This window comes from Paraburkholderia sp. GW821-FHT02A12 (assembly GCF_059422005.1).
Window position 1 is genome coordinate 1,245,030 of record NZ_JBWKWA010000001.1, and the last position, 21,711, is coordinate 1,266,740.

General features: G+C 64.9%; 19 protein-coding genes. 13 read left to right on the forward strand and 6 right to left on the reverse strand.

Annotated features, from left to right (window positions below; all coding sequences use genetic code 11):
- Positions 1–3: 3 nt before the first annotated feature.
- The 5 genes from AC07WT_RS05510 to upp all read right to left on the reverse strand — a co-directional run bounded on the left by AC07WT_RS05510 (position 4) and on the right by upp (position 5,370).
- Positions 4–759, reverse strand: a complete 756-nt coding sequence (locus AC07WT_RS05510) for a nicotinate-nucleotide adenylyltransferase (RefSeq protein WP_492592149.1) — start codon at positions 757–759, stop codon at positions 4–6.
- Positions 760–808: 49 nt separating this feature from the next.
- Positions 809–1,732, reverse strand: a complete 924-nt coding sequence (gene hemF / locus AC07WT_RS05515; protein ID WP_494946334.1) for an oxygen-dependent coproporphyrinogen oxidase — start codon at positions 1,730–1,732, stop codon at positions 809–811.
- A 278-nt stretch (positions 1,733–2,010) separates the two neighbouring features.
- Positions 2,011–3,309 (reverse strand): phosphoribosylamine--glycine ligase, encoded by a 1,299-nt coding sequence (gene purD / locus AC07WT_RS05520; RefSeq protein WP_494946335.1) that lies wholly within the window; start codon positions 3,307–3,309, stop codon positions 2,011–2,013.
- A 230-nt stretch (positions 3,310–3,539) separates the two neighbouring features.
- Positions 3,540–4,268 carry a YebC/PmpR family DNA-binding transcriptional regulator gene (locus AC07WT_RS05525; protein WP_494946336.1) on the reverse strand — a complete coding sequence of 243 codons (729 nt, stop codon included), beginning with the start codon at positions 4,266–4,268 and terminating at the stop codon, positions 3,540–3,542.
- A gap of 451 nt (positions 4,269–4,719) precedes the next feature.
- Entirely contained in the window at positions 4,720–5,370 is a 651-nt protein-coding gene (upp, locus tag AC07WT_RS05530) for a uracil phosphoribosyltransferase (RefSeq protein WP_410834401.1), read from the reverse strand.
- A 255-nt stretch (positions 5,371–5,625) separates the two neighbouring features.
- On the opposite strand from upp, the gene AC07WT_RS05535 reads away from it, so the two are divergent.
- The 13 genes from AC07WT_RS05535 to AC07WT_RS05595 all read left to right on the forward strand — a co-directional run bounded on the left by AC07WT_RS05535 (position 5,626) and on the right by AC07WT_RS05595 (position 20,780).
- Positions 5,626–6,405, forward strand: coding sequence for an SDR family oxidoreductase (locus AC07WT_RS05535; protein WP_494946337.1), 780 nt, complete (start codon positions 5,626–5,628; stop codon positions 6,403–6,405).
- A gap of 58 nt (positions 6,406–6,463) precedes the next feature.
- Entirely contained in the window at positions 6,464–6,853 is a 390-nt protein-coding gene (locus AC07WT_RS05540) for a methylglyoxal synthase (protein ID WP_494946338.1), read from the forward strand.
- Positions 6,854–6,906: 53 nt separating this feature from the next.
- Positions 6,907–7,881, forward strand: coding sequence for a quinone oxidoreductase family protein (locus tag AC07WT_RS05545; protein ID WP_492592139.1), 975 nt, complete (start codon positions 6,907–6,909; stop codon positions 7,879–7,881).
- Positions 7,882–8,142: 261 nt separating this feature from the next.
- Positions 8,143–8,256 (forward strand): hypothetical protein, encoded by a 114-nt coding sequence (locus AC07WT_RS05550; RefSeq protein ID WP_028196918.1) that lies wholly within the window; start codon positions 8,143–8,145, stop codon positions 8,254–8,256.
- Positions 8,253–8,345, forward strand: coding sequence for a K(+)-transporting ATPase subunit F (kdpF, locus tag AC07WT_RS05555; protein ID WP_007583461.1), 93 nt, complete (start codon positions 8,253–8,255; stop codon positions 8,343–8,345). The genes AC07WT_RS05550 and kdpF overlap by 4 nt, the downstream gene beginning before the upstream one ends.
- Positions 8,342–10,147, forward strand: coding sequence for a potassium-transporting ATPase subunit KdpA (gene kdpA / locus AC07WT_RS05560; protein WP_494946339.1), 1,806 nt, complete (start codon positions 8,342–8,344; stop codon positions 10,145–10,147). The genes kdpF and kdpA overlap by 4 nt, the downstream gene beginning before the upstream one ends.
- A gap of 78 nt (positions 10,148–10,225) precedes the next feature.
- Positions 10,226–12,337 carry a potassium-transporting ATPase subunit KdpB gene (kdpB, locus tag AC07WT_RS05565; RefSeq protein ID WP_492592137.1) on the forward strand — a complete coding sequence of 704 codons (2,112 nt, stop codon included), beginning with the start codon at positions 10,226–10,228 and terminating at the stop codon, positions 12,335–12,337.
- 52 nt (positions 12,338–12,389) lie between these two features.
- Positions 12,390–12,968 (forward strand): potassium-transporting ATPase subunit KdpC, encoded by a 579-nt coding sequence (gene kdpC, locus AC07WT_RS05570; protein ID WP_494946340.1) that lies wholly within the window; start codon positions 12,390–12,392, stop codon positions 12,966–12,968.
- Between the two features lie 197 nt (positions 12,969–13,165).
- Positions 13,166–16,180: a DUF4118 domain-containing protein gene (locus tag AC07WT_RS05575; RefSeq protein WP_494946341.1), complete on the forward strand. Its 3,015-nt coding sequence runs from the start codon at positions 13,166–13,168 to the stop codon at positions 16,178–16,180.
- Entirely contained in the window at positions 16,173–16,871 is a 699-nt protein-coding gene (kdpE, locus tag AC07WT_RS05580) for a two-component system response regulator KdpE (RefSeq protein ID WP_494946342.1), read from the forward strand. The genes AC07WT_RS05575 and kdpE overlap by 8 nt, the downstream gene beginning before the upstream one ends.
- 283 nt (positions 16,872–17,154) lie before the next feature.
- Positions 17,155–17,766 (forward strand): DUF4126 domain-containing protein, encoded by a 612-nt coding sequence (locus AC07WT_RS05585; protein ID WP_492592133.1) that lies wholly within the window; start codon positions 17,155–17,157, stop codon positions 17,764–17,766.
- Complete coding sequence (locus tag AC07WT_RS05590; protein WP_494946343.1) at positions 17,763–20,339, forward strand: ABC transporter permease; 2,577 nt, start codon at positions 17,763–17,765, stop codon at positions 20,337–20,339. Before AC07WT_RS05585 ends, AC07WT_RS05590 begins: the two co-directional genes overlap by 4 nt.
- 27 nt (positions 20,340–20,366) lie before the next feature.
- A complete protein-coding gene (locus AC07WT_RS05595) occupies positions 20,367–20,780 on the forward strand; it encodes a group II truncated hemoglobin (RefSeq protein ID WP_494946344.1) in 414 nt (137 codons plus the stop codon).
- 66 nt (positions 20,781–20,846) lie between these two features.
- Here the strand turns inward: AC07WT_RS05595 and AC07WT_RS05600 are convergent, their stop codons facing one another.
- A complete protein-coding gene (locus AC07WT_RS05600; protein ID WP_494946345.1) occupies positions 20,847–21,707 on the reverse strand; it encodes an efflux RND transporter periplasmic adaptor subunit in 861 nt (286 codons plus the stop codon).
- Positions 21,708–21,711 lie beyond the last annotated feature (4 nt).

The following is a 21,711-nucleotide window of genomic DNA, read 5'->3' on the forward strand; positions in this document are numbered from 1 at the left end:
GGGTTACCGGTGGTACAGATGATGTTGAAGAATATAGTCCCACACCGCGGCGGGGACATGGCTCGCGGCGCGGGCCGGGTTCGGGTCCTGCTGCTCGCCCTGCTGTTTGTCCTGTCGTTCGCCGCCCGCATGCTGGGCGAGCCGCTGCGCCACCTGTTCGCGCAGATGCGCGCGAATGTCGGTGGCCGAGACGTCGAACGCAAGCGTCGTGTCGATCAGCAAGTGGCCGCACGGCGTGGCTTGCAGCACCACGGCGCGGGCGCGGCGCGCGTCGATTTCTTTCGCGACCGCCAGCGGAATCGACGCGAGGTCGAAACCGGGACGAGTGGCCGCGCAGATATGCGCGAAGTCGAACAGACGCCGCCAGTCGCGCCATGTGTCGAGATGCACCAGTTGATCCGCGCCGATCAGCAGCGCAATCGACGCCTCCTGACCTTCGCGTTCACGCCAGCGTTGCAGCGTGTCGATCGTGTAAGTGGGGCCGTCGTGATCGATCTCGTCGGTCGCGACGCGCACCGTGACGCCCGGCAGCACGAGCTCGCTTGCTGCCGCGCGCGTCATGGCGAGGCGATGCACGGCCGCCGACACGTCCGATTTCTGCCACGGCTGGCCGGCCGGCAGCAGCACCAGTTCGGTCAGTTGCAGCACGTCGGCGAAACGCCGCGCCAGCGCGAGATGGCCGTCGTGGATCGGATCGAAAGTGCCGCCGAGCAGTCCGATCCGGCGAGGCAGGGCGACAGGATGAGCGTTCGGCTTCAGGTGAAGATCCTTTGTCGTGACGATGCCGGGTACGGTGCGGGCGCGAGCCTCACACCCACTCGCGCGGCACGAGAAAATCGCTGTAGAGGCGCGCTTCCGGCGTGCCCGGTTCGGGGTGCCAGTTGTAGCGCCAGTTCACCACAGGCGGCATCGACATCAGAATCGATTCGGTGCGTCCGCCGCTCTGCAGCCCGAACAGTGTGCCACGGTCGAAGACCAGATTGAACTCGACGTAGCGGCCGCGCCGGTATGCCTGGAAATCGCGCTCGGCCTGGCCGTACGGAATGTTGCGGCGCTTTTCGATGATCGGCATATACGCTTTGAGGAACGCATCGCCGACGCTTTTCAGCATCGCGAACGATTGATCGAAGCCCGGCGCGGAGAAATCGTCGAAGAAAATCCCGCCGATGCCGCGCGGTTCGTTCCGGTGCTTGAGGAAGAAATACTCGTCGCACCAGCGCTTGAAACTCGGATAGAGGTCCGCGCCGTAAGGCTGCAACGCATCGCGGCAGACCCGATGGAAATGCTGTGCATCTTCCTCGTAGCCGTAGTACGGCGTCAGATCCATGCCGCCGCCGAACCAGAACACCGGCTCTTCGCCCGCCTTGGTGGCGATCAGCAGACGCACGTTCATATGCACGGTCGGGCAGTGCGGATTGTGCGGGTGCAGCACAAGCGAGACGCCAATTGCTTCGAAGCCGCGGCCGGCCAGTTGCGGACGCGCCGCGCTCGCCGAGCCGGGCAAGGTGTCGCCGGCGACGTCCGAGAAACCGATGCCGGCGCGTTCGAAGAACTTCCCGCCTTCGAGAATCCGCGTGCAGCCGCCGCCGCGCAGCTTTTCGCCGGGGGCGCGCTGCCATGTGTCGGTGGCGAACGGCGTACCGTCGAACGCGCCGAGCGTGTCCGCGATTTGCGTTTGCAGGCCTTGTAGCCAGCTACGCACGGCCTGTGCGTCATAGCTCGATTTGGTCATGAATGTAGATGCTGAGGGCGGTACGCTCGTCGTGCCGCGGGTTCTTCGTGAAGGACGGCCGGCGTTCTTCGGATCGTCCGGCGAAAGCGCGGCGGTACGGTTGTTCGCGCGGTTGTTCGTTTTTGGGCTCGCGTCTGGATCCCGCCTGGAACCCATTTGGCCGTAGCCAGGGCAGTACCCAATGGGCGCCCGCATAGTGCGGCGGGCTCTGGAACAGCCGCTGAAAACCCGCAGTGTAGCGCCGATGGCGCCACATTGCGGGCGAGCGGGGGCGTGGCTTAGTGCTTGCCTTCCGTCCTGGCGTCGTGCTTGCGGTTCAACGCACGGTAGCCGATGTCGCGGCGATACTGCATGCCGTCGAACGAGATCTGATTGATCGTCTCGTAAGCGACCGACTGCGCGCTGCGCACCGAATCCGCCAGACCGACCACGCACAATACGCGGCCACCCGAGGTGCTCAGCTTGCCGTCGGCGAGCGTGGTGCCGGCGTGGAACGTGACTGAATCCACCGTTTCGGCCGGGATGTCGCTGATCCGGTCACCCTTGCGCGGCGTGTCCGGATACTTGTGCGCGGCCAGCACCACGCCGAGCGCGGTACGGCGGTCCCATTCCAGTTCGACCGTATCGAGCGTGCCGGCAATCGCCTGCTCGACCACCTTCGAGAAGTCACCCTTCAGACGCGTCATGATCGGCTGCGTTTCCGGGTCGCCCATCCGGCAGTTGAATTCGAGCGTTTTCGGGTTGCCTTGCGGGTCGATCATCAGGCCCGCATACAGGAAGCCGGTGAAGCGGATGCCTTCCTTCTCCATGCCGCGCACTGTCGGCAGGATGATTTCGCGCATCACGCGGGCATGCAGTTGCGGCGTGACGATCGGCGCGGGTGAATAAGCGCCCATGCCGCCGGTGTTCGGACCCTGGTCGCCGTCGAGCAGACGCTTGTGATCCTGGCTCGACGCGAGTGGCAGCACATGCTTGCCGTCCACCATCACGATGAAGCTCGCTTCTTCGCCGGCGAGGAATTCCTCGATCACGACGCGCGCCCCCGCGTCGCCGAGCTTGTTGTCCGACAGCATCATGTCGACCGCAGCGTGCGCTTCTTCCAGCGTTTGCGCGACCACCACGCCCTTGCCGGCTGCGAGGCCGTCGGCCTTGATGACGATCGGCGCGCCCTTGGCGCCGAGATACGCGTGCGCGGCGGCGACGTCGGCGAAGGTTTCGTATTCGGCGGTCGGGATGGCGTGGCGCTTCATGAACGCCTTGGCGAAATCCTTCGAACTCTCGAGCTGCGCGGCTTCCTTGCTCGGTCCGAAAATCTTCAGGCCACGCGAGCGGAACAGGTTGACGATACCCGCGGCGAGCGGCCCTTCCGGCCCGACCAGCGTGAAGGCGATCTGTTCTTTCTCGACAAAATCGGCGAGCGCGGCCGGCTCGGTGATGTCGATATTGCGCAGACGCTCATCCTGGGCCGTGCCGCCGTTGCCGGGAGCAACGTAGACGAGCTGGACCCGTGGCGATTGCGCGAGCTTCCATGCGAGCGCATGTTCGCGACCGCCGGAACCGACGACGAGTAACTTCATGTGAATCCCCGAGACTTAAAAACCATAAACGGCTGACGCAGCGCGCTCAGCCGTGCAATAGCAGCAAGGTTCGCACAGGGCGAATGGCCCGGTGGTGGCGCAGGCCACATTGCGAACCCGTGTGGAAGCGGTGTGGAAACGATGCAAACGCCCGCTCAGCAGCAACGCGAGGGTCGGCCGGCGGCTTTGGGCAGCGGTTCGATGCGAACCCGTGCGCCGCCGGGACACGCTCATTCGTCGGCGATCGCGGCGTTTGTATAGACTTCCTGCACGTCGTCCAGATTCTCCAGCGCGTCGAGCAGCTTCTGCATTTTCACCGCGTCGTCGCCGGTGAATTCGACTTCCGTCTGAGGTTTCATCGTCACCTCGGCCAGTTCGGCCTTGAAGCCCGCGGCTTCGAGCGCGGCCTTCACCTTCGGGAAATCGTTCGGCGGGCACAGCACTTCGATACTGCCGTCTTCGTTCGTGACGACGTCGTCAGCGCCGGCTTCCAGCGCGGCTTCCATCAGCTTGTCTTCCGGCGTGCCGGGCGCGAACAGGAACTGGCCGACGTGATCGAACATGAACGACACCGAGCCGTCCGTACCCATATTGCCGCCGTTCTTCGAGAACGCGTGACGCACTTCCGCCACCGTACGCGTGCGGTTGTCGGTCATTGTGTCCACGATCACTGCCGCGCCGCCGATGCCGTAGCCCTCGTAGCGGATTTCTTCGTAGTTTGCACCGTCGACGCCGCCTACGCCGCGCTGGATCGCACGGTTGACGTTATCTTTCGGCATGTTGGCGTCGTACGCCTTTTCGACCGCGAGCCGCAGACGCGGATTCGAGTCGATGTCGCCGCCGCCCATGCGCGCCGCGACCTGAATTTCCTTGATGAGCCGCGTCCAGACCTTACCGCGCTTGGCGTCGGCCGCTGCTTTCTTATGCTTGATGTTGGCCCATTTCGAATGACCCGCCATACCTTTCTCCATCGCGCGCGCCAGCGGGGCGCACGCATAGTGCAATTGTCGTTGCGATGTCGGGCGCTTGCGTTTTGCGCGCCTCGATGTCAGACGGTTTCAGCTTGCCCAACGCCCGGTGATGCCTGGTGATGCCCAGCCGGGTGATGCCTGGTCATGCCCGGTTACGTCCGTTCCGGCCGCCCGGTTGTGTCCGTCACGCCCGGCTGGCGGGACCGAAGTTGCAGCGCGGGCGGGACAGAGCGGTGCGGCCAGCGGACTGAAAACGCCGCGCCGGTCCCGGCGGGCTCCGCGAAAGGCGCGATGCGCCAGGCAGTTGTGCAAGTTGAGCCGCTCTTTGAGCGGATGCGAATTTTATCATGCCGCGGGGCGGCAGCAGGGGGGAGCAATGCCGGAAAGTGCGCGGCGGCGGCGTTTTCCGCCCGCCGCTCGCGCTCTTTTCAAGCCGCTTTCAGTTTTTCGTGCCGAACAGGCGGTCGCCGGCGTCGCCGAGACCCGGCACGATGTACGCGTGCTCGTTCAAATGCGAATCGAGCGACGCCACGTACAGCTTGACGTCCGGATGCGCGTTCTGGAACACCTGCACCCCTTCCGGGGCGGCCACCAGCGCGAGGAACAGAATATTCTCGCCGGCCACGTTGCGGCGCTTGAGCACGTCCACCGCGTGCACGGCGGAGTAGCCGGTCGCCACCATCGGATCGCACAGAATGAACACGCGGTCTTCCAGATCCGGCAGGCGCACCAGGTATTCGACCGGGCGATGATCCTCCGCGCGATACACGCCGATGTGGCCGACGCGCGCCGACGGCACCAGTTCCAGCAGCCCGTCCGACATGCCGATGCCGGCGCGCAGCACCGGCACGATCGCCAGTTTCTTGCCGGCGATCACCGGCGCGTCGATCTCGACCAGCGGCGTGGTGATGCGGCGCGTGGTCATCGGCAGATTGCGGGTGATTTCGTAGCCCATCAGCAGCGTGATTTCGCGCAGCAGTTCGCGGAACGTGCGGGTGGAGGTGTCCCGGTCGCGCATGTGCGACAGCTTGTGCTGGATCAGCGGGTGATCGAGGATGAAGAGATTGGGAAAGCGGCTGTCCTGAGTCATGGCGGGGGCGCGCAAGCGGCGGCAAGAGGGATCGGGGATCGGAGATCGGTTCGGCGGCCGGCGCCGGCCGGAAATCCGGCTGGCGGGCGCGCCACGGCTGCAAGTTTACCGAAAGAGTGGGGCCGGAAGATACCGGAGATTGCAGCCGCCCGGCACAGTCCGGCACTGATTCTTCTAGAATCGGGGGAAACTTTGCAACGAGCGGTCAAGACTTCGTCACAGGGACACACACATCTTCGTCACAGGGACACACACATGGACATGGGAATCGCCGGGCGCACCGCACTGGTTTGCGCGGCTAGCAAGGGTCTGGGGCGCGGCTGCGCGGAAGCGCTCGCCGCCGAGGGCGTCAACCTGACGATCGTCGCGCGCACCGCGGAGACACTGGAGGCGACCGCCGCCGAGATCCGCAAGCTGAGCGGCGTGGAAGTGACGGCGGTGGCGTGCGACATCACCACGCCCGAGGGCCGGGCGGCGGCGCTTGCGGCCTGTCCGCAACCGGACATTCTGGTCAACAACGCAGGCGGCCCGCCGCCGGGCGACTTCCGCAACTTCACGCACGAAGACTGGATCCGCGCGCTCGAAAGCAACATGCTGACGCCGATCGAGCTGATCCGCGCGACCATCGACGGGATGAGCGCACGCGGCTACGGGCGGATCGTCAACATCACGAGTTCGGCGGTGAAGGCGCCGATCGACGTGCTGGGCCTGTCGAACGGCGCGCGCTCGGGGCTGACCGGCTTCGTCGCGGGACTCGCGCGCAAGGTGGCGCCGACCGGCGTAACGATCAACAACCTGCTGCCGGGCCTGTTCGACACCGATCGCATCGGCACCACGTTCGCCGCCCAAGCCAAGGCGCAAAACATGTCCATCGAAGAAGCGCGCCAGCAGCGCATGAAGTCGATTCCCGCCGGCCGTTTTGGCAATCGCGACGAATTCGGCCGCGCCTGCGCCTTCCTGTGCAGCGTGCATGCCGGCTATATCACCGGCCAGAACTGGCTGCTCGACGGCGGCGCTTACCCGGGCACGTTCTGACCCGCCTGCTTTCATCACCACAACAACGACGCTCACCACGGTTCAGGAGTCTTACGTCATGACCACCCGCATTGCGCTGATCGCGCACGATCACAAGAAGGACGACATCGTCAAACTGGCCGGCGAATATGTCGATACGCTCAGGCGCTGCGACATCATCGCCACCGGCACGACCGGCTCGCGTATTGCCGACGCCCACGGGCTGACGGTCGAGCGCATGCTGTCCGGCCCGCATGGCGGCGACTTGCAGATCGGCGCGCAGCTCGCCGAAGGGCGCGTGGACATGGTGATTTTTCTGCGCGACCCGATGACGCCGCAGCCGCACGAGCCGGACATCAACGCGCTGGTGCGCGCGTGCGACGTGCACAACGTCCCGTGCGCGACCAATATTTCGACTGCGCGGATGATCCTCGACGTGCTGACTATGCGCCTGACGCCGCAGGTCTGAACGCGCTTGCCTCACGGTCAAAATCAAACTCAACCACGAACCAGGGAGACATGATGGTCAAAGCGATTCGATTCGATAAAACGGGCGGCCCGGAGGTGATGAAATGGGTCGATGTCGAAGTAGGCGAGCCGGGCGCGGGCGAGATCCGCATCAAGCAAAATGCGGTCGGCCTGAACTACATCGACGTGTATTTCCGCACCGGCTTGTATCCGCTGCCGCTGCCGGGCGGCCTCGGCATGGAAGCGGCCGGCGTGGTGACAGCGGTCGGCGCGGGCGTGACCGGTCTCAAGGCCGGCGACCGTGTCGCGTACGTCGCGCGTCCGCCTGGCGCGTACACGCAGGAACGCGTGCTGCCGGCCGCGCAGGTCGTCAAGGTGCCGGACGCGCTGAGCGACGAGCAGGCGGCGTCGGTCATGCTGCAAGGGCTGACCGCGCAATACCTGCTGCGCCGAACGTATCCGGTGAAGGCCGGCGACACGATCCTGATCCAGGCCGCGGCGGGCGGCGTCGGCCTGCTGGTTTGCCAGTGGGCGAAGGCGCTCGGCGCAACGGTGATCGGCACGGTCGGTTCCGATGAAAAAGCCGCGATTGCCAAGGCGCACGGCTGCGACCACGCGATCGTCTACACGCGCGAGAATTTTACGAAGCGTGTGCGCGAGATCACCAACGGCGCAGGCGTGCCGGTGGTCTACGACTCGATCGGTAAAGACACGTTTACCGCATCGCTCGATTGCCTCGCGCCGCTCGGCATGTTCGTGAGCTTCGGCAATGCGTCGGGGCCGTTGCCGCCGATCGATTCGTCGGAATTCGCCGGGCGCGGTTCGCTGTTCTTCACACGCCCGACGCTCTTCACCTATATCGGCAAGCGCCACGATTACGAGGCGATGGCCGCCGAACTGTTCGACGTATTGGTGTCGGGCAAGGTGAAAACGAGCATCAACCAGCGCTATGCGCTTGCGGACGTCGGCCAGGCGCACGCCGATCTCGAGGGCCGCCGCACGACGGGCTCGACGATCCTGCTGCCATGAGCGTCATGACGTAAGCGCGCTGTAGCGCCGCAGAAATAAAACACCGCGCTGCTTTTACGCGCCCGGCAGCGGGCTGCGAGACGCGCGTCGCGTCGACACCCGCTATCCCAAGGCGCCCAGGCATAAGGCCGTTCCACTTCACGGTGGAACGGCCTTTTCCGTTTACGCGATTTTTACACGCGTCCCGACATCTTTGACCAGGCCTTTACGCGCTTCGGCATAACGTTCCGATCTATCCAAAGTCCGTGTATGGAGAAAAAAATGGATGTGCTGTATGTCGGGGGGCTGGTGCTGTTTTTCGCGCTGACCTTTGCATTGATCGCCGGCTGCGAGAAGTTGATGCAGTTCCGCCGTGGCCAGGGAGCGCGCTCATGAACTGGATTCTCTGGTTATCCGGCGCGGCCACCGCGCTGCTGTTCGCTTACCTCGTTTATGCGCTGTTGCGCGCGGAGGACATTGAATGAACTCGAACAATGTCCTGCAAGCGGGGCTTTTCATCGTCGTACTGCTGGCAGCCGCGGTGCCGATGGCCCGCTATCTGAGCGGCGTGATGGACGGCAGCTCGCGCGTGGTGCGCTTCGGCGGCCCGATCGAGCGCTTGCTGTATCGCCTCGCGGGCGTCGATCCGTCGACGGAAATGGGCTGGAAGCACTACGCGATCGCCACGATCGCGTTCAACGCGCTCGGCGCGCTGTTCCTTTACGGGCTGTTGCGCGTGCAAGGCTGGCTGCCGGGCAATCCGCAGCAGTTCGGCCCGATGACGGTCGACGGCGCGTTCAATACGGCGGTCAGTTTCGTGACCAATACGAACTGGCAGGATTACACGCCTGAACAGACCGTCGGCTATCTGACGCAGATGCTCGGCTTCACGGTCCAGAACTTCTTTTCCGCAGCCACCGGCATCGTGGTGGTGATCGCGCTGATTCGCGGCTTCGCGCGTCACACGGCGCAAACCATCGGCAACTTCTGGGTCGATCTCACGCGCGTGACGCTTTACGTGTTGCTGCCGATGGCGGCAATCCTCGCGGCCCTGTTGATGAGCCAGGGCGTGATCCAGAATTTCAACGCGTATCAGGACGTACCGACGCTGCAAACCACGACGTACGCCGCACCGAAGCTCGATACGCAAGGCAATCCGGTGAAGGATGCGAAGGGCAATCCGGTGACGGTCGATACGCCCGTGAAGACGCAGACTATCGCGATGGGTCCGGTCGCCTCGCAGGAAGCGATCAAGATGCTCGGCACCAACGGCGGCGGCTTCTTCAACGGCAACTCGGCACATCCGTTCGAAAACCCGACACCGTTCTCGAACTTCCTGCAGATCTTCTCGATCCTGATCATTCCGGCGGCGTTGGCCCTCGTGTTCGGTCGCATGATCGCGGACCGCAAACAGGGCGTCGCGGTGCTCGCGGCGATGACGATCGCGTTCGGCGTGTGCGTGTTCGGCGAGATCGGCGCGGAGCAGGCGGGCAATCCGGCGTTGACCGCGTTGCATGTCGATCAATCGGCAAATGCGCTGCAGTCGGGCGGCAATGCGGAAGGCAAGGAAACGCGCTTCGGTATCGCGCAGTCGGGCATCTTTACGGTGGCGACCACGGCGGCCTCGTGCGGCGCGGTGGCCAACACGCACGACTCGCTGACGCCGATCGGCGGCCTCTATCCGATGCTGTTGATGCAGCTCGGCGAAGTGATCTTCGGCGGCGTGGGTTCCGGTATGTACGGGATGCTCGTGTTCGCGCTGCTGGCCGTGTTCGTGGCGGGCCTGATGATCGGCCGCACGCCGGAATACGTCGGCAAGAAGATCGAAGCGTACGAGATGAAGATGGTGTCGATCGTGGTGCTGCTCACGCCGCTGCTGGTTCTCGTCGGCACCTCGATCGCGGTGCTGACCGAGGCGGGCAAGGCGGGTATTGCCAACCCAGGCGCGCACGGTTTCTCCGAAATTCTCTACGCGTTCAGCTCGGCCGCCAATAACAACGGCAGCGCCTTCGCCGGTCTGACTGTGAGCACGCCGTTCTATAACTGGCTCACGGCCATCGCGATGTGGTTCGGCCGCTTCGGCACGATCGTCCCGGTGCTGGCGATAGCCGGTTCCCTCGCCGCGAAGAAACGCATCGGCGTGACCGGCGGCACGCTGCCGACTCATGGTCCGCTGTTCGTCGTGCTGCTGCTCGGCACGGTGCTGCTGGTCGGTGCGCTGACTTATGTGCCCGCGCTCGCGCTCGGCCCCGGTGTCGAACATCTGATGATGATGGGCGCCCATTGAGGCGCGCCATTCGAACCGACGGGCGAACAGGCGCAATTCAGCCGTAAATCAGGCGCACACGGGAAATTCGAGGATTCAATGACTGAACATAATGCAACCCGGTCCATGTTCGACCCGGCGCTGCTGCGCCCGGCGATCGTGGACTCCTTCAAGAAGCTCACGCCGCGCACGCAGTTCCGCAATCCGGTGATGTTCTGCGTGTATGTCGGCAGCATTCTGACGACCATTCTGTGGGTCGCCGCGCTGGCCGGCCAGGCCGAGGCGCCCGCGGGCTTCATTCTCGCGGTCACGCTGTGGCTGTGGTTCACGGTGCTGTTCGCGAACTTCGCGGAGGCGCTGGCCGAAGGCCGTTCGAAGGCTCAGGCGGCGTCGCTGCGCAGCGCGAAGAAAGACGTGATGGCCAAGAAGCTCAACGAGCCGCACCCGAAGTCGCCGATCCGCATCACCGCGGCGACCGATCTGCGCAAGGGCGACGTCGTGCTGGTCGAAACCGGCGACGTGATTCCGGCCGACGGCGAAGTGGTCGACGGCGTCGCGTCGGTCGACGAATCGGCGATCACGGGCGAATCCGCGCCGGTGATCCGCGAATCGGGCGGCGATTTTTCGTCGGTGACGGGCGGCACGCGCGTGCTGTCGGACTGGATCGTCGTGCGCGTCACGGCGAATCCCGGCGAGGCGTTCCTCGACCGCATGATCGCGATGGTCGAAGGCGCGAAGCGTCAGAAAACGCCGAACGAAATCGCGCTGACGATTCTGCTGGTCGCGTTGACGATCGTGATGCTGCTGGCGACCGCCACGCTGCTGCCGTTTTCGATGTTCTCCGTCGAAGCCGCAAAAGCGGGACACGTGGTGACGATTACCGCGCTGGTCGCACTGCTGGTCTGCCTGATTCCGACCACCATCGGCGGGTTGTTGTCGGCGATCGGTGTGGCCGGCATGAGCCGGATGATGCAGGCGAACGTGATCGCCACCTCGGGCCGCGCGGTGGAAGCCGCCGGCGACGTCGACGTGCTGTTGCTCGACAAGACCGGCACGATCACGCTCGGCAATCGCCAGGCTTCGACCTTCGTGCCGGCGCCCGGTTTGACCGAAGAAGCGCTTGCCGACGCCGCGCAGCTTTCGTCGCTTGCCGACGAAACGCCGGAAGGCCGCAGCATCGTCGTGCTCGCCAAGCAGCGCTTCAATATCCGTCAGCGCGATATGGCGTCGCTGCATGCCGAATTCCTCGGCTTCACCGCGCAAACGCGGATGAGCGGTGTCGATCTCTCCCCCAAGGGGACTTCCTCCGGGGCGCCGAACCGCGAGATTCGCAAGGGCGCGGCCGACGCGGTGAAGAACTATGTCGAAGCCAACGGCGGGCGTTTTCCGACTGAAGTCAGCAACGCGGTCGCCGAAGTCGCACGTCGTGGCAGCACGCCGCTGGTGGTCGCGGAGAAAAGCGAGCAGGGCGCACGCGTGCTCGGTGTGATCGAACTGAAGGACGTGGTCAAGGGTGGCATCAAGGAACGCTTCGCCGAACTGCGCAAGATGGGCATCAAGACGGTGATGGTGACCGGCGACAACCGTCTGACGGCAGCGGCGATTGCTGCTGAAGCGGGGGTTGACGACTTCCTCGCCGAAGCCACGCCGGAAGCCAAGCTCGCGACGATTCGCGCGCATCAGGCCGAAGGGCGCCTGGTGGCGATGACCGGCGACGGCACCAACGACGCCCCGGCGCTCGCGCAGGCCGACGTCGCGGTGGCGATGAACACGGGCACGCAGGCGGCGAAGGAAGCCGGCAACATGGTCGACCTCGATTCGAATCCGACCAAGCTGATCGAGATCGTCGAAATCGGCAAGCAGATGCTGATGACGCGCGGCTCGCTTACCACCTTCTCGATCGCCAACGACGTCGCCAAGTACTTCGCGATCATTCCGGCCGCGTTCGCGACGACCTATCCGGCACTGAACGCCCTGAACGTGATGCACCTGGCCACGCCGGCCTCGGCGATCATGTCGGCGGTGATTTTCAACGCGCTGATCATCGTGCTGCTGATTCCGCTCGCGCTCAAAGGCGTGCGTTATCGCGCGCTCGGCGCCGCGATCCTGTTGCGCCGCAATCTGCTGATCTACGGTTTGGGCGGGATCATCGTGCCGTTCATCGGCATCAAGCTGATCGATATGGTGCTGGCCGCGTTCGGCTGGGTTTGAGAAGCGCGCGTTGGGAAGCCAGTTGGGAAGCCATTAAAAGGAATTGCCAATCATGAAAAATCTGTTCCGTCCGTTGATCGTGATCTTCGCGGTACTGACCGCCGTTACCGGACTTGCCTATCCCGCGGTGATGACCGCTGTCGGCCAGGCGGCCTTCCACGATCAGGCCAACGGCAGCATGCTCGAGCAGGACGGCAAGGTGGTCGGCTCGAAGCTGATCGGCCAGCAGTTCGATGCGCCGCAGTATTTCTGGGGACGCCTGTCGGCCACCAGCCCGATGCCGTACAACGCGACGAACTCGGGCGGTTCGAACCTCGGGCCGACCAACCCGGCATTGACCGATGAAGTCAAAGGCCGCATCGACGCGTTGAAGGCCGCCGGCACCGATATGTCGAAGCCGGTGCCGGTCGATCTGGTGACGTCCTCAGGCAGCGGTCTCGATCCGGAGATCAGCCCGGCCGCCGCCGCGTATCAGATCGAGCGCGTGGCGAAAGCGCGTCAGCTCGCGCCGAACGATGTGCAGGCGCTGGTCGAGCGTTATACGAGCGGACGCCAGTTCGGCATTCTGGGCGAGCTGCGCGTGAATGTGCTGCAACTGAATCTGGCGCTGGATGAGATGAAGCAAGGTTAAACGCTGTGGTTCGCGAAGGCGGCGTCCATGTGACGCCGCCTTCGCCATTTGTTGCGCCCGGCATTCGCGGTGGCCGTCAACGCGGTGGTCGCCAATGCGGTAGCCGCCGTTCGCGGGCGGTCCGTCGTTTGCAGCCTGGCTGCTACCGTGCCACCATGCATGCACCAGCGCTCGCCTTACTATGAGAACCATTGAGCATGAACCGCCCCGATCCTGACGAATTGCTCGACAAGCTGCAACGCGACGAAGAGAAACGTCAGCGGGGCAAGCTGAAGATTTTTTTCGGCGCGTCCGCTGGGGTCGGCAAGACCTATGCGATGTTGCAGGCCGCACGCCGCCGTCTGGATGAAGGCGCGGACGTGGTGGTCGGCATTGCGGAGACGCATGGCCGCGACGAAACCGCCAGGCTGCTCGACGGTCTCGACGTGCTGCCGCTCATGCAGATCGAGTATCGCGGCCGCAAGCTCGGCGAGTTCGACCTCGACGCCGCGCTTGCCCGCAAGCCGCAACTGATTCTGGTCGACGAACTCGCGCACTCGAACGTGCGGGGCGCACGGCATCTGAAACGCTGGCAGGACGTCTACGAACTGCTCGACGTGGGCATCGACGTCTACACGACGGTCAATGTCCAGCACCTCGAAAGCCTGAACGACGTGGTCGGCCAGATCACCGGCATTCGCGTCTGGGAGACGGTGCCCGACCGTGTGTTCGATCGCGCCGACGAAGTCACGCTGGTCGACCTGCCCGCCGAGGAACTGCTCGACCGGATGCGCGACGGCAAGGTGTATATGCCGCAGCAGGCCGAGCGCGCAGTGCGCAACTTCTTTCGCAAAGGCAATCTGATTGCGCTGCGTGAACTCGCGCTGCGCCGTACCGCGGATCGCGTCGACGCGCAGATGCGGGAATATCGCGCGGACCGTTCGATCCAGCGCATCTGGCAGGCGCGTGAGCGCTTGCTGGTGTGTGTCGGTCCCGGCCCGGAAGCGCCGATGCTGGTGCGGGCCGCGGCGCGTCTCGCGGCCAGTTTGAAAGCCGACTGGATCGCCGTGTATGTCGAAACGCCGGCGCTGCAGCGTTTGCCCGCCGCGCGCCGCGAACGCACGCTGAACGCTTTGAAGCTCGCGGCCGAACTCGGCGCGGAAACCGCGACGCTCGCGGGCACCGATGCGGTCGCCGCCTTGATCGGCTATGCGCAGGCGCGCAACGTGTCGAAGCTGGTTGCGGGGGCGTCGTCGCGCACCGGCGTGCGGCGCCAGCTGCGTCGACCGCTTGGGGAGCGCATCGCCGAACGCGCGGGCGACCTCGATCTCACCTTGATCCGCGCGTCGTCGGAACGCGATGGCGGCGAGCAGCGCCGTTTGCTGAACACCACTGCGAACGCGTGGCGCGAGGCATTGAGCGCGGCGCGCGAGCGTCGTTCGCCGCCACGCGCCTACGGTTTCGCGCTGGCCATTTGCGCGGGCATCACGCTGCTGTCGAGCCAGTTGATCGACCATATCGATCTGACGAACCTCGTGATGCTGTACCTGCTCGGCGTGATTTTCACGGCCGTGAAGCTGGGCCGCGGACCGGGTGTCGTGCTGTCGTTCCTGAGCGTCGCCGCGTTCGATTTCTTTTTCGTGCCGCCTCGGATGTCGCTGTCGGTCTCCGATACGCAGTATCTGTTGACCTTCTTCGGCATGTTGCTGACCTCGCTCGTGATCAGCCATCTGACCTCGAGCTTGCGCCGCGAGGCGAGCGTCGCGCGCCGCCGCGAACAGCGCACCGGCGCGATGTACGCGATGGCGCGCGAACTGGCCGCGGCGCTGGCGACCGAGCAGATCGTCGGCATCGGCAGCCGGCACGTCAGCGAGGTGTTCGGCGCGCGTGTCGCGATCCTGTTGCCGGACAGCGCCGACCAGGTGAAGCAGAAGATCGAAGACCCCGACGCGGCGATTACGCTCGAAGGCGAGATGCTCGATATCGACGTCGGGCAGTGGGTCTACGATCAGCAGAAACCGGCCGGACATGGCACCGATACGCTGCCTGCCGCCGCTGCGCTGTACCTGCCGCTCAAGGCGCCGATGCGCACGCGCGGCGTGCTCGCCGTCGTGATGCGCAACGAAGGCGAGCTCGACGTGCCCGAACAGCAACGGATGCTCGACGCGTTCGCCGCGCAGATCGCGCTGGCGTTGGAGCGGGTGCATTACGTCGAAATCGCACGCGATGCGCTGGTCAACATGGAGTCGGAGCGCTTGCGCAATTCGCTGCTGTCAGCGATCTCGCACGACTTGCGCACGCCGTTGACGACAATCGTCGGCTTCTCGTCGATGCTCGCGCAGTCGCGTGAAGCACACTCCGGCGCGCAGCCTCGCGACGATCTGGTGGAAGCGATCCACGAAGAAGCGCTGCGCATGACCGGCATCGTCACGAATCTGCTCGACATGGCGCGCCTGCAGGCGGGCAGTTTGCAACTGAACCGGCAATGGACCCTGCTCGAAGAGACGGTCGGCGCCGCGTTGCGTGCCTGCCGGCGCGTGCTGGCGGATCATCCGGTGCAGGTGAAGCTGCCCGCGGATTTGCCGCTGTTGCACCTCGATGCCGTGCTGATGGAGCGGCTCTTTTCGAATCTGTTCGAGAACGCGGCCAAGTACACGGCCGCCGACACACCTCTGACGATCGGCGCGCAAGTGATCGAGGAAGGCGGCAAGCAGTTCGTGCGCGTCACTGTCGACGATGGGGGGCCGGGCTTGCCCGCCGGCATGGAGGCACGCGTGTTCGAGAAGTTCACGCGCGGCGAGAAAGAGTCGGCCAAGCCGGGCATCGGTCTCGGCCTCGCGATTTGCCGCGCGATCGTCGAGGCGCACGGCGGTACAATCGGCGCGCTCAACCGGATGACGGCGGACGGTCGCGTCGAAGGCGCGCGCTTCTGGTTCATGCTGCCGGTGGAAACGCCGCCCGCCGCGCCTGACGCGCTGGAAGACGAGGACATCGGCGCATTGCCCGGTGATTCGGAAGCGGCATCGGAAGCGGCATTGGCACCGGGATCGGAAGCGGCACCGGCATCGGAAGCGGCACCGGGATCGGCATCGACGGCGCCCGACGGCACGACGGCGCAAGGCAAGCCCGACGCCGCGGCGGCGGAATCGCCGCAACCACGGGAGCGCGCTGCCGAGGCCCCGCTCGAACGCAATTCACCTCACAACCCGCTTTCCAAGCCGACCCATGAGTGACCCCAGCATCACCGTCGTCCTGATCGAAGACGAAAAGCAGATCCGCCGCTTCGTCCGAACGGCGCTGGAAGGCGAGGGCATCGTGGTGCACGACGCCGAAACCGGCAAGCAAGGTCTCGTCGAAGCCGCGACGCGCAAGCCCGATCTGGTGATCGTCGATCTCGGCTTGCCCGACACCGACGGCCTCGACGTGATCCGCGAACTGCGCGGCTGGAGCGAATTGCCGGTGATCGTGCTGTCGGCGCGCACCCAGGAAAGCGAGAAGGTCGCCGCGCTCGACGCCGGCGCGGATGACTATCTGACCAAGCCGTTCGGCGTCTCCGAATTGCTGGCGCGAATTCGCGCGCATATGCGGCGGCGCAATCAAGGCGGCGCCAACGAATCGCCGCTGGTGCGTTTCGGTACGGTCACCGTCGATCTGGCCTTGCGCCAGGTGAGCCGCGACGGCGCCGCGGTTCATCTGACCCCGATCGAATACCGGCTGCTGGCGACGCTGGTGCGCCACGCCGGCCGCGTGCTCACGCACCGGCAACTGCTGCGCGACGTATGGGGGCCGTCGCATGTTGAGAGCCATCACTATCTGCGTATCTATATGGCGCATTTGCGCGGCAAGCTGGAGCGGGATCCGGCGCAGCCCGAACATATCGTCACCGAGACGGGTGTCGGATACCGGCTGGTCGGCGCGGTTTGACGCTGTCCGGAGCCCGTCTGCCGTCGACCGCCGTCGATCGCCGTCGACCGGCTTGCTGCCGCAGACCGTGCGCGCTGCTCGCGCCCTATGAGAGACCGCCATTTGTTAGCCGCTCTGCGGTCTGCGAATTAACGTGGCTATAATGAAGTTGAATCCAACCTGAAATTGCCCGCGGCCCATTTGGCGCGGCCGGCTTGGCGCGGGTCTGACGACTTCGGTGCGGCGGCTCCCTTGCCCTTGCCCGTCGGAGCGCCCCGCACGCACAGCGCGCCTGGAGGCGGCCATGCTTGAATCACTTTCGCTTGCTGCTGGCCTTTCGTGGGGCAGCGGGCTGCGCCTCTATCTGACGGTTCTGCTGGCCGGCGTATTCGAACGTCTCGGCCTCATCCATCTCCCCGACACGCTGTCCGCACTGTCTTCGCCGTGGGTGATCGGCGTCGCAGCCGCGCTGACGGTCGCCGAATTCCTCGCCGACAAAATCCCCGCCTTCGATTCGTTGTGGGACGCGATCCACACCTTTATCCGGATTCCGGCCGGCGCCATGCTGGCCGCCGGCGCGCTCGGCCATGCCGACCCGGCGCTGCTGACGGTCGCCGCACTCGCGGGCGGCACGCTGGCGGGCACGGCGCATCTGGCGAAAGCGGGCACGCGCGCGCTGATCAATCTGTCGCCGGAACCGGTGTCCAATGTCGTGACCTCGACCGCTGAAGACGGTCTCGTGGTCGGCGGCGTGCTGCTTGCGCTGTTCGTGCCGCTCGTGTTTCTGGTGCTGATGGTGGGTTTCCTGATGCTGGCGAGTTGGGCGTTGCCGCGGCTCTGGCGCGGGGTTCAGGGCGGTTTTCGCGGGATGGCGACGCACATGGTGTCGCGTTTGGTCAGGAGCAGGCACGATTGAGCGATACAGTACGAGGTTCGACGGCGCGCGTCGTACCAAAGCGCCGGTTTAGCGGCACCGATTTGCTGCGCCAGGCTATCCGCATGACGGCGCGCGACTGGCGCGCGGGCGAACTGACCATGCTGCTGCTGGCGCTGGTGTTGGCCGTCGCGGCTTTGTCGAGTGTCGGTATTCTGGCCGACCGGCTGCACCAGGGGCTCGAGCGCGACGCGCGCCGGATGATCGCCGCCGATTTCATCGTGCGCGCCGATCATCCGGTCAATCCTCAGTTTTCTCAGCAAGCCAGGGCGCTCGGTCTGAATACGGCCAGCACCGCCATCTTTCCCAGCATGATCAATTCGAGCGGCGCGCAGCCGGTTTCGCGCCTCGCCGCGATCAAGGCGGTGTCGCCGGGTTATCCGTTGCGCGGCGCGTTGCGGATCGCACCCGCGCCCGGTGCGGCGGATCATCCCGCGCAATCGATTCCGCCGCCGGGCACCGTCTGGGTCGATCAGGCGCTGCTCGACGCGTTGAAGCTGCATGTCGGCGACGCGGTCAAGGTCGGCAGCCGCAGTTTCACGATCGGCGCGGTGATCACGCGCGAACTGGATCGCGGCTTCTCGTTCGTCAATTTCTCGCCGCGTTTGATGGTGCGCGCCGACGAGGTCCAATCGACCGGCCTCATCACACTCGGCAGCCGCGTGACGTACAGGCTGCTGGTGGCGGGCACGGATGAGTCGGTCGCGCGCTTCGCCCGGTTCGCGCATGACAGGGTCGACGGCGGCAAGATGCGCGGCGTCGCGCTCGAGTCGTTGCAGGACGGCCAGCCGCAAGTGCGCCAGACGCTCGACCGCGCGAGCCACTTTCTCACGCTCGTCTCGCTGCTCACGGCATTGCTCGCGGCCGTCGCGATTGCGATGGCCGCGCACCGTTATATGCGCCGGCATCTGGACAGCTGCGCGGCGATGCGCTGCCTCGGCGTCAGTCAAGCGACGCTGCGCGCGCTCTTCACGCTCGAATTCGCCGGCCTCGGTTTGATGGGCGGCGCGGCGGGCGTGGCGCTCGGCTATGCGGGGCATCTGGTGCTGCTGACGTGGCTCGGCAGTCTGATCGATGTCGTGCTGCCGTACCCGAGCGCATGGCCGGCGCTCGAAGGCATCGCGGCGGGTCTCGTGTTGCTGCTCGGCTTTGCGTTGCCGCCGCTCTTGCCGTTGACGCGCGTGCCGCCGGTGCGGGTGCTGCGGCGCGAATGGGGCGAGGCGGGGCGCACCGCGTGGGCCGCATACGCCCTCGGCATCGCGCTGTTCGCTGCGCTGCTGATCGTCGCGGCGGGCGAGCTGAAGCTCGGCGGCATCGTCGCGGGCGGCTTTGCGGGCGGCTTGCTGGTTTTCGCGTGCATCGCGCGGCTGGCGTTGTGGGGCGCCGCGCGTTTCGTGCGCAGCGAGCGCGTCAATGCGGGGATCGGCTGGCGGTATGCGCTGGCGTCGCTGGAGCGGCGCAGCAGTGCGAGCGCGCTGCAGATCACCGCGCTCGGCATCGGCCTGATGTGCCTGTTGCTGATCGCGATGACGCACAACGACCTGGTAGCCGGCTGGCGCAAATCGACGCCGCCCGATGCGCCGAATGAATTCGTCATCGACATCCAGCCCGATCAACGCGAGGCCGTCACGCAATATCTGGGCGCGCATGGCGTGCCCGGCACCGTGCTCTCGCCAACAGTGCGCGGCCGGCTGATCGCGATCAACGGCAAGCTGGTGAATCCGGACGCGTTCAAAGGCGACGATGCAAAGCGCCTCGTGGACCGCGAATTCAATCTGTCATACACGACGACGCTGCCCGAAGACAATTGGCTTTCTGCGGGCACGTGGTACGGCGACACGAAAACGCCGCAGATTTCGATCGAGCAGGGGCTGGCGAAACTGATCGACGTGAAGCCTGGTGACACGCTGCGCTTCGACGTGACGGGTTTGCAGATCGACGCGCCCGTGACGAGTGTGCGCAAGCTCGATTGGGGTTCGTTCAAGGTCAACTTTTTCGTGCTGATGCCGCCGGCTGCCTTGCAGGATTTCCCGGCGACGTTCATCACCAGTTTTCATCTGCCGCCTTCGCAGCGGGCGACGATCGACGGCCTGATTGCCGCGTATCCGAACCTCACCGCGATCGACACCGGGCCGATTCTCGCGCAGGTGCAGCGCGTGTTGCAGCAGGTGATCGGCGCGGTGCAGTTCCTGTTTGCGTTCACGCTCGCGGCCGGCGTGCTCGTGCTGTATGCGGCGCTGGCCGGCACACGCGACGAGCGTATGCGAGAATCCGCGCTGCTGCGTGCGCTGGGGGCGTCGCATCGCCAGGTGCGGGCGGTGCAGATTGCCGAGTTTGTCGCGGTGGGTGCGCTGGCGGGGCTGATGGCGGCGATCGGCGCGCAGGCGATCGGGTGGGTGCTGGCGACCCGCGTGTTCGAGTTTTATCTGAGTTTCGATCCGTGGTTGTTGTCGGCGGGCGTTGCTGCCGGGATTGCCTGCGCCGGTGTCGGCGGCTGGCTCAGCTTGCGGCATGTGCTGTCGCGGCCGGCGTTGCAATCGCTGCGGGATGCGTGAATTTTCTCTTCTGTCGTGTGACTGGGTATGAGCGATCTTAACGACGAAGTGTCCGCGGCGGGACCGACGGCCTTCGAACTGGTGGGCGGTGAAGCTCGCGTGCGCGAGCTGGTCGACCGGTTTTACGACTTGATGGATCTCGAAGCCGAATTCGCCGGGATTCGGGCTTTGCATCCGGAGTCGCTCGAAGGTTCGAGGGACAAGTTTTTCTGGTTTCTGTGCGGATGGATGGGCGGGCCTGATCATTACATCAGCCGCTTTGGGCATCCTCGGTTGAGGGCTCGGCATTTGCCGTTCGCCATCGCTTCCAGCGAGAGGGATCAGTGGCTCAGGTGTATGGCCTGGGCCATGGAGGACGTGGGGCTTGCCGAATCGCTGCGCGAGAGGCTGCTGGGGTCGTTCTTCGAGACCGCCGACTGGATGCGGAACCGGAATGGCTAAAAGGCCAACACCGAGGCCAACACCGAGGCCAACACCGAGGCCAACACCGCCGCATGGCAAAACACATCAGCTGGGTTTGACAACAACCGTACAAGTAATCCCCGCTGCGAGCACGACATCATCGGGCACAGAATCGATCCTCACCCTGACAGGCACGCGCTGTGCCAATCTCACCCAGTTGAAAGTCGGATTGACATCCGCCAGCAACTCGCGGCTTTCGGGGTTATCCCGATCATAGATTCCTCGAGAGATGCTCTCGACATGTCCTTGCAGGGTGCCACCGCTCATCAGCCGAACTTCAGCCTTGTCGCCGACGCGAACATGAGGAAGCTTCGTCTCCTCAAAGTACCCATAAACCCAGAAGGAATGGCTATCGACAATAGCCAGCCTGGCAGAACCAGCAGTCGCATAGTCGCCGCGAAAAACATTGAGATTGGTGACGTAACCGTCGACAGGCGACACCACCCGCGTACGCGCCAGGTTCAGCCTGGCCGCATCGAGCGCGGCCAGAGCCTGCTGAAAGGCAGCGTCAGCCGCCGACGCAGTGTGCGTAGCGTTCTCGCGGCTCTCCCTGGACACGACCAAAGCATCCATGTCCGCGCGCCGCTGCGCATCGTCACGGCGCATCTGCAATTCGGCCTTGCGCGCGGCAACCGCCGCCTGCGCCTGCTCCACTGCGATCTCATAGTGCGACGGATCGATCTGCATCAACAGATCGCCTTTTTTCACCAACTGGTTGTCCTTGACAGGCATATCGACCACCGCACCCGACACGTCCGGCGCCACATTGACGATCTCGGCGCGCACGCGCCCATCGCGCGTCCAGGGTTCATCCATGTAATGAGCCCACAGCACGCGTCCAATCAAAATCGCGACGATAAAAATAACGGCTGTCGCGACGAAGCCCACAATATTTCGAATGGTCATGTTT

What these genes read in the sequence shown, in the direction of transcription:
- hemF (WP_494946334.1), bottom strand. Translation starts at nt 1,732, where the DNA reads ATGACCAAATCGAGCTATGACGCACAGGCCGTGCGTAGCTGGCTACAA.
- purD (WP_494946335.1), bottom strand. Translation starts at nt 3,309, where the DNA reads ATGAAGTTACTCGTCGTCGGTTCCGGCGGTCGCGAACATGCGCTCGCA.
- AC07WT_RS05525 (WP_494946336.1), bottom strand. Translation starts at nt 4,268, where the DNA reads ATGGCGGGTCATTCGAAATGGGCCAACATCAAGCATAAGAAAGCAGCG.
- upp (WP_410834401.1), bottom strand. Translation starts at nt 5,370, where the DNA reads ATGACTCAGGACAGCCGCTTTCCCAATCTCTTCATCCTCGATCACCCG.
- AC07WT_RS05535 (WP_494946337.1), top strand. Translation starts at nt 5,626, where the DNA reads ATGGACATGGGAATCGCCGGGCGCACCGCACTGGTTTGCGCGGCTAGC.
- AC07WT_RS05540 (WP_494946338.1), top strand. Translation starts at nt 6,464, where the DNA reads ATGACCACCCGCATTGCGCTGATCGCGCACGATCACAAGAAGGACGAC.
- AC07WT_RS05545 (WP_492592139.1), top strand. Translation starts at nt 6,907, where the DNA reads ATGGTCAAAGCGATTCGATTCGATAAAACGGGCGGCCCGGAGGTGATG.
- AC07WT_RS05550 (WP_028196918.1), top strand. Translation starts at nt 8,143, where the DNA reads ATGGATGTGCTGTATGTCGGGGGGCTGGTGCTGTTTTTCGCGCTGACC.
- kdpF (WP_007583461.1), top strand. Translation starts at nt 8,253, where the DNA reads ATGAACTGGATTCTCTGGTTATCCGGCGCGGCCACCGCGCTGCTGTTC.
- kdpA (WP_494946339.1), top strand. Translation starts at nt 8,342, where the DNA reads ATGAACTCGAACAATGTCCTGCAAGCGGGGCTTTTCATCGTCGTACTG.
- kdpB (WP_492592137.1), top strand. Translation starts at nt 10,226, where the DNA reads ATGACTGAACATAATGCAACCCGGTCCATGTTCGACCCGGCGCTGCTG.
- kdpC (WP_494946340.1), top strand. Translation starts at nt 12,390, where the DNA reads ATGAAAAATCTGTTCCGTCCGTTGATCGTGATCTTCGCGGTACTGACC.
- AC07WT_RS05575 (WP_494946341.1), top strand. Translation starts at nt 13,166, where the DNA reads ATGAACCGCCCCGATCCTGACGAATTGCTCGACAAGCTGCAACGCGAC.
- kdpE (WP_494946342.1), top strand. Translation starts at nt 16,173, where the DNA reads ATGAGTGACCCCAGCATCACCGTCGTCCTGATCGAAGACGAAAAGCAG.
- AC07WT_RS05585 (WP_492592133.1), top strand. Translation starts at nt 17,155, where the DNA reads ATGCTTGAATCACTTTCGCTTGCTGCTGGCCTTTCGTGGGGCAGCGGG.
- AC07WT_RS05595 (WP_494946344.1), top strand. Translation starts at nt 20,367, where the DNA reads ATGAGCGATCTTAACGACGAAGTGTCCGCGGCGGGACCGACGGCCTTC.
- AC07WT_RS05600 (WP_494946345.1), bottom strand. Translation starts at nt 21,707, where the DNA reads ATGACCATTCGAAATATTGTGGGCTTCGTCGCGACAGCCGTTATTTTT.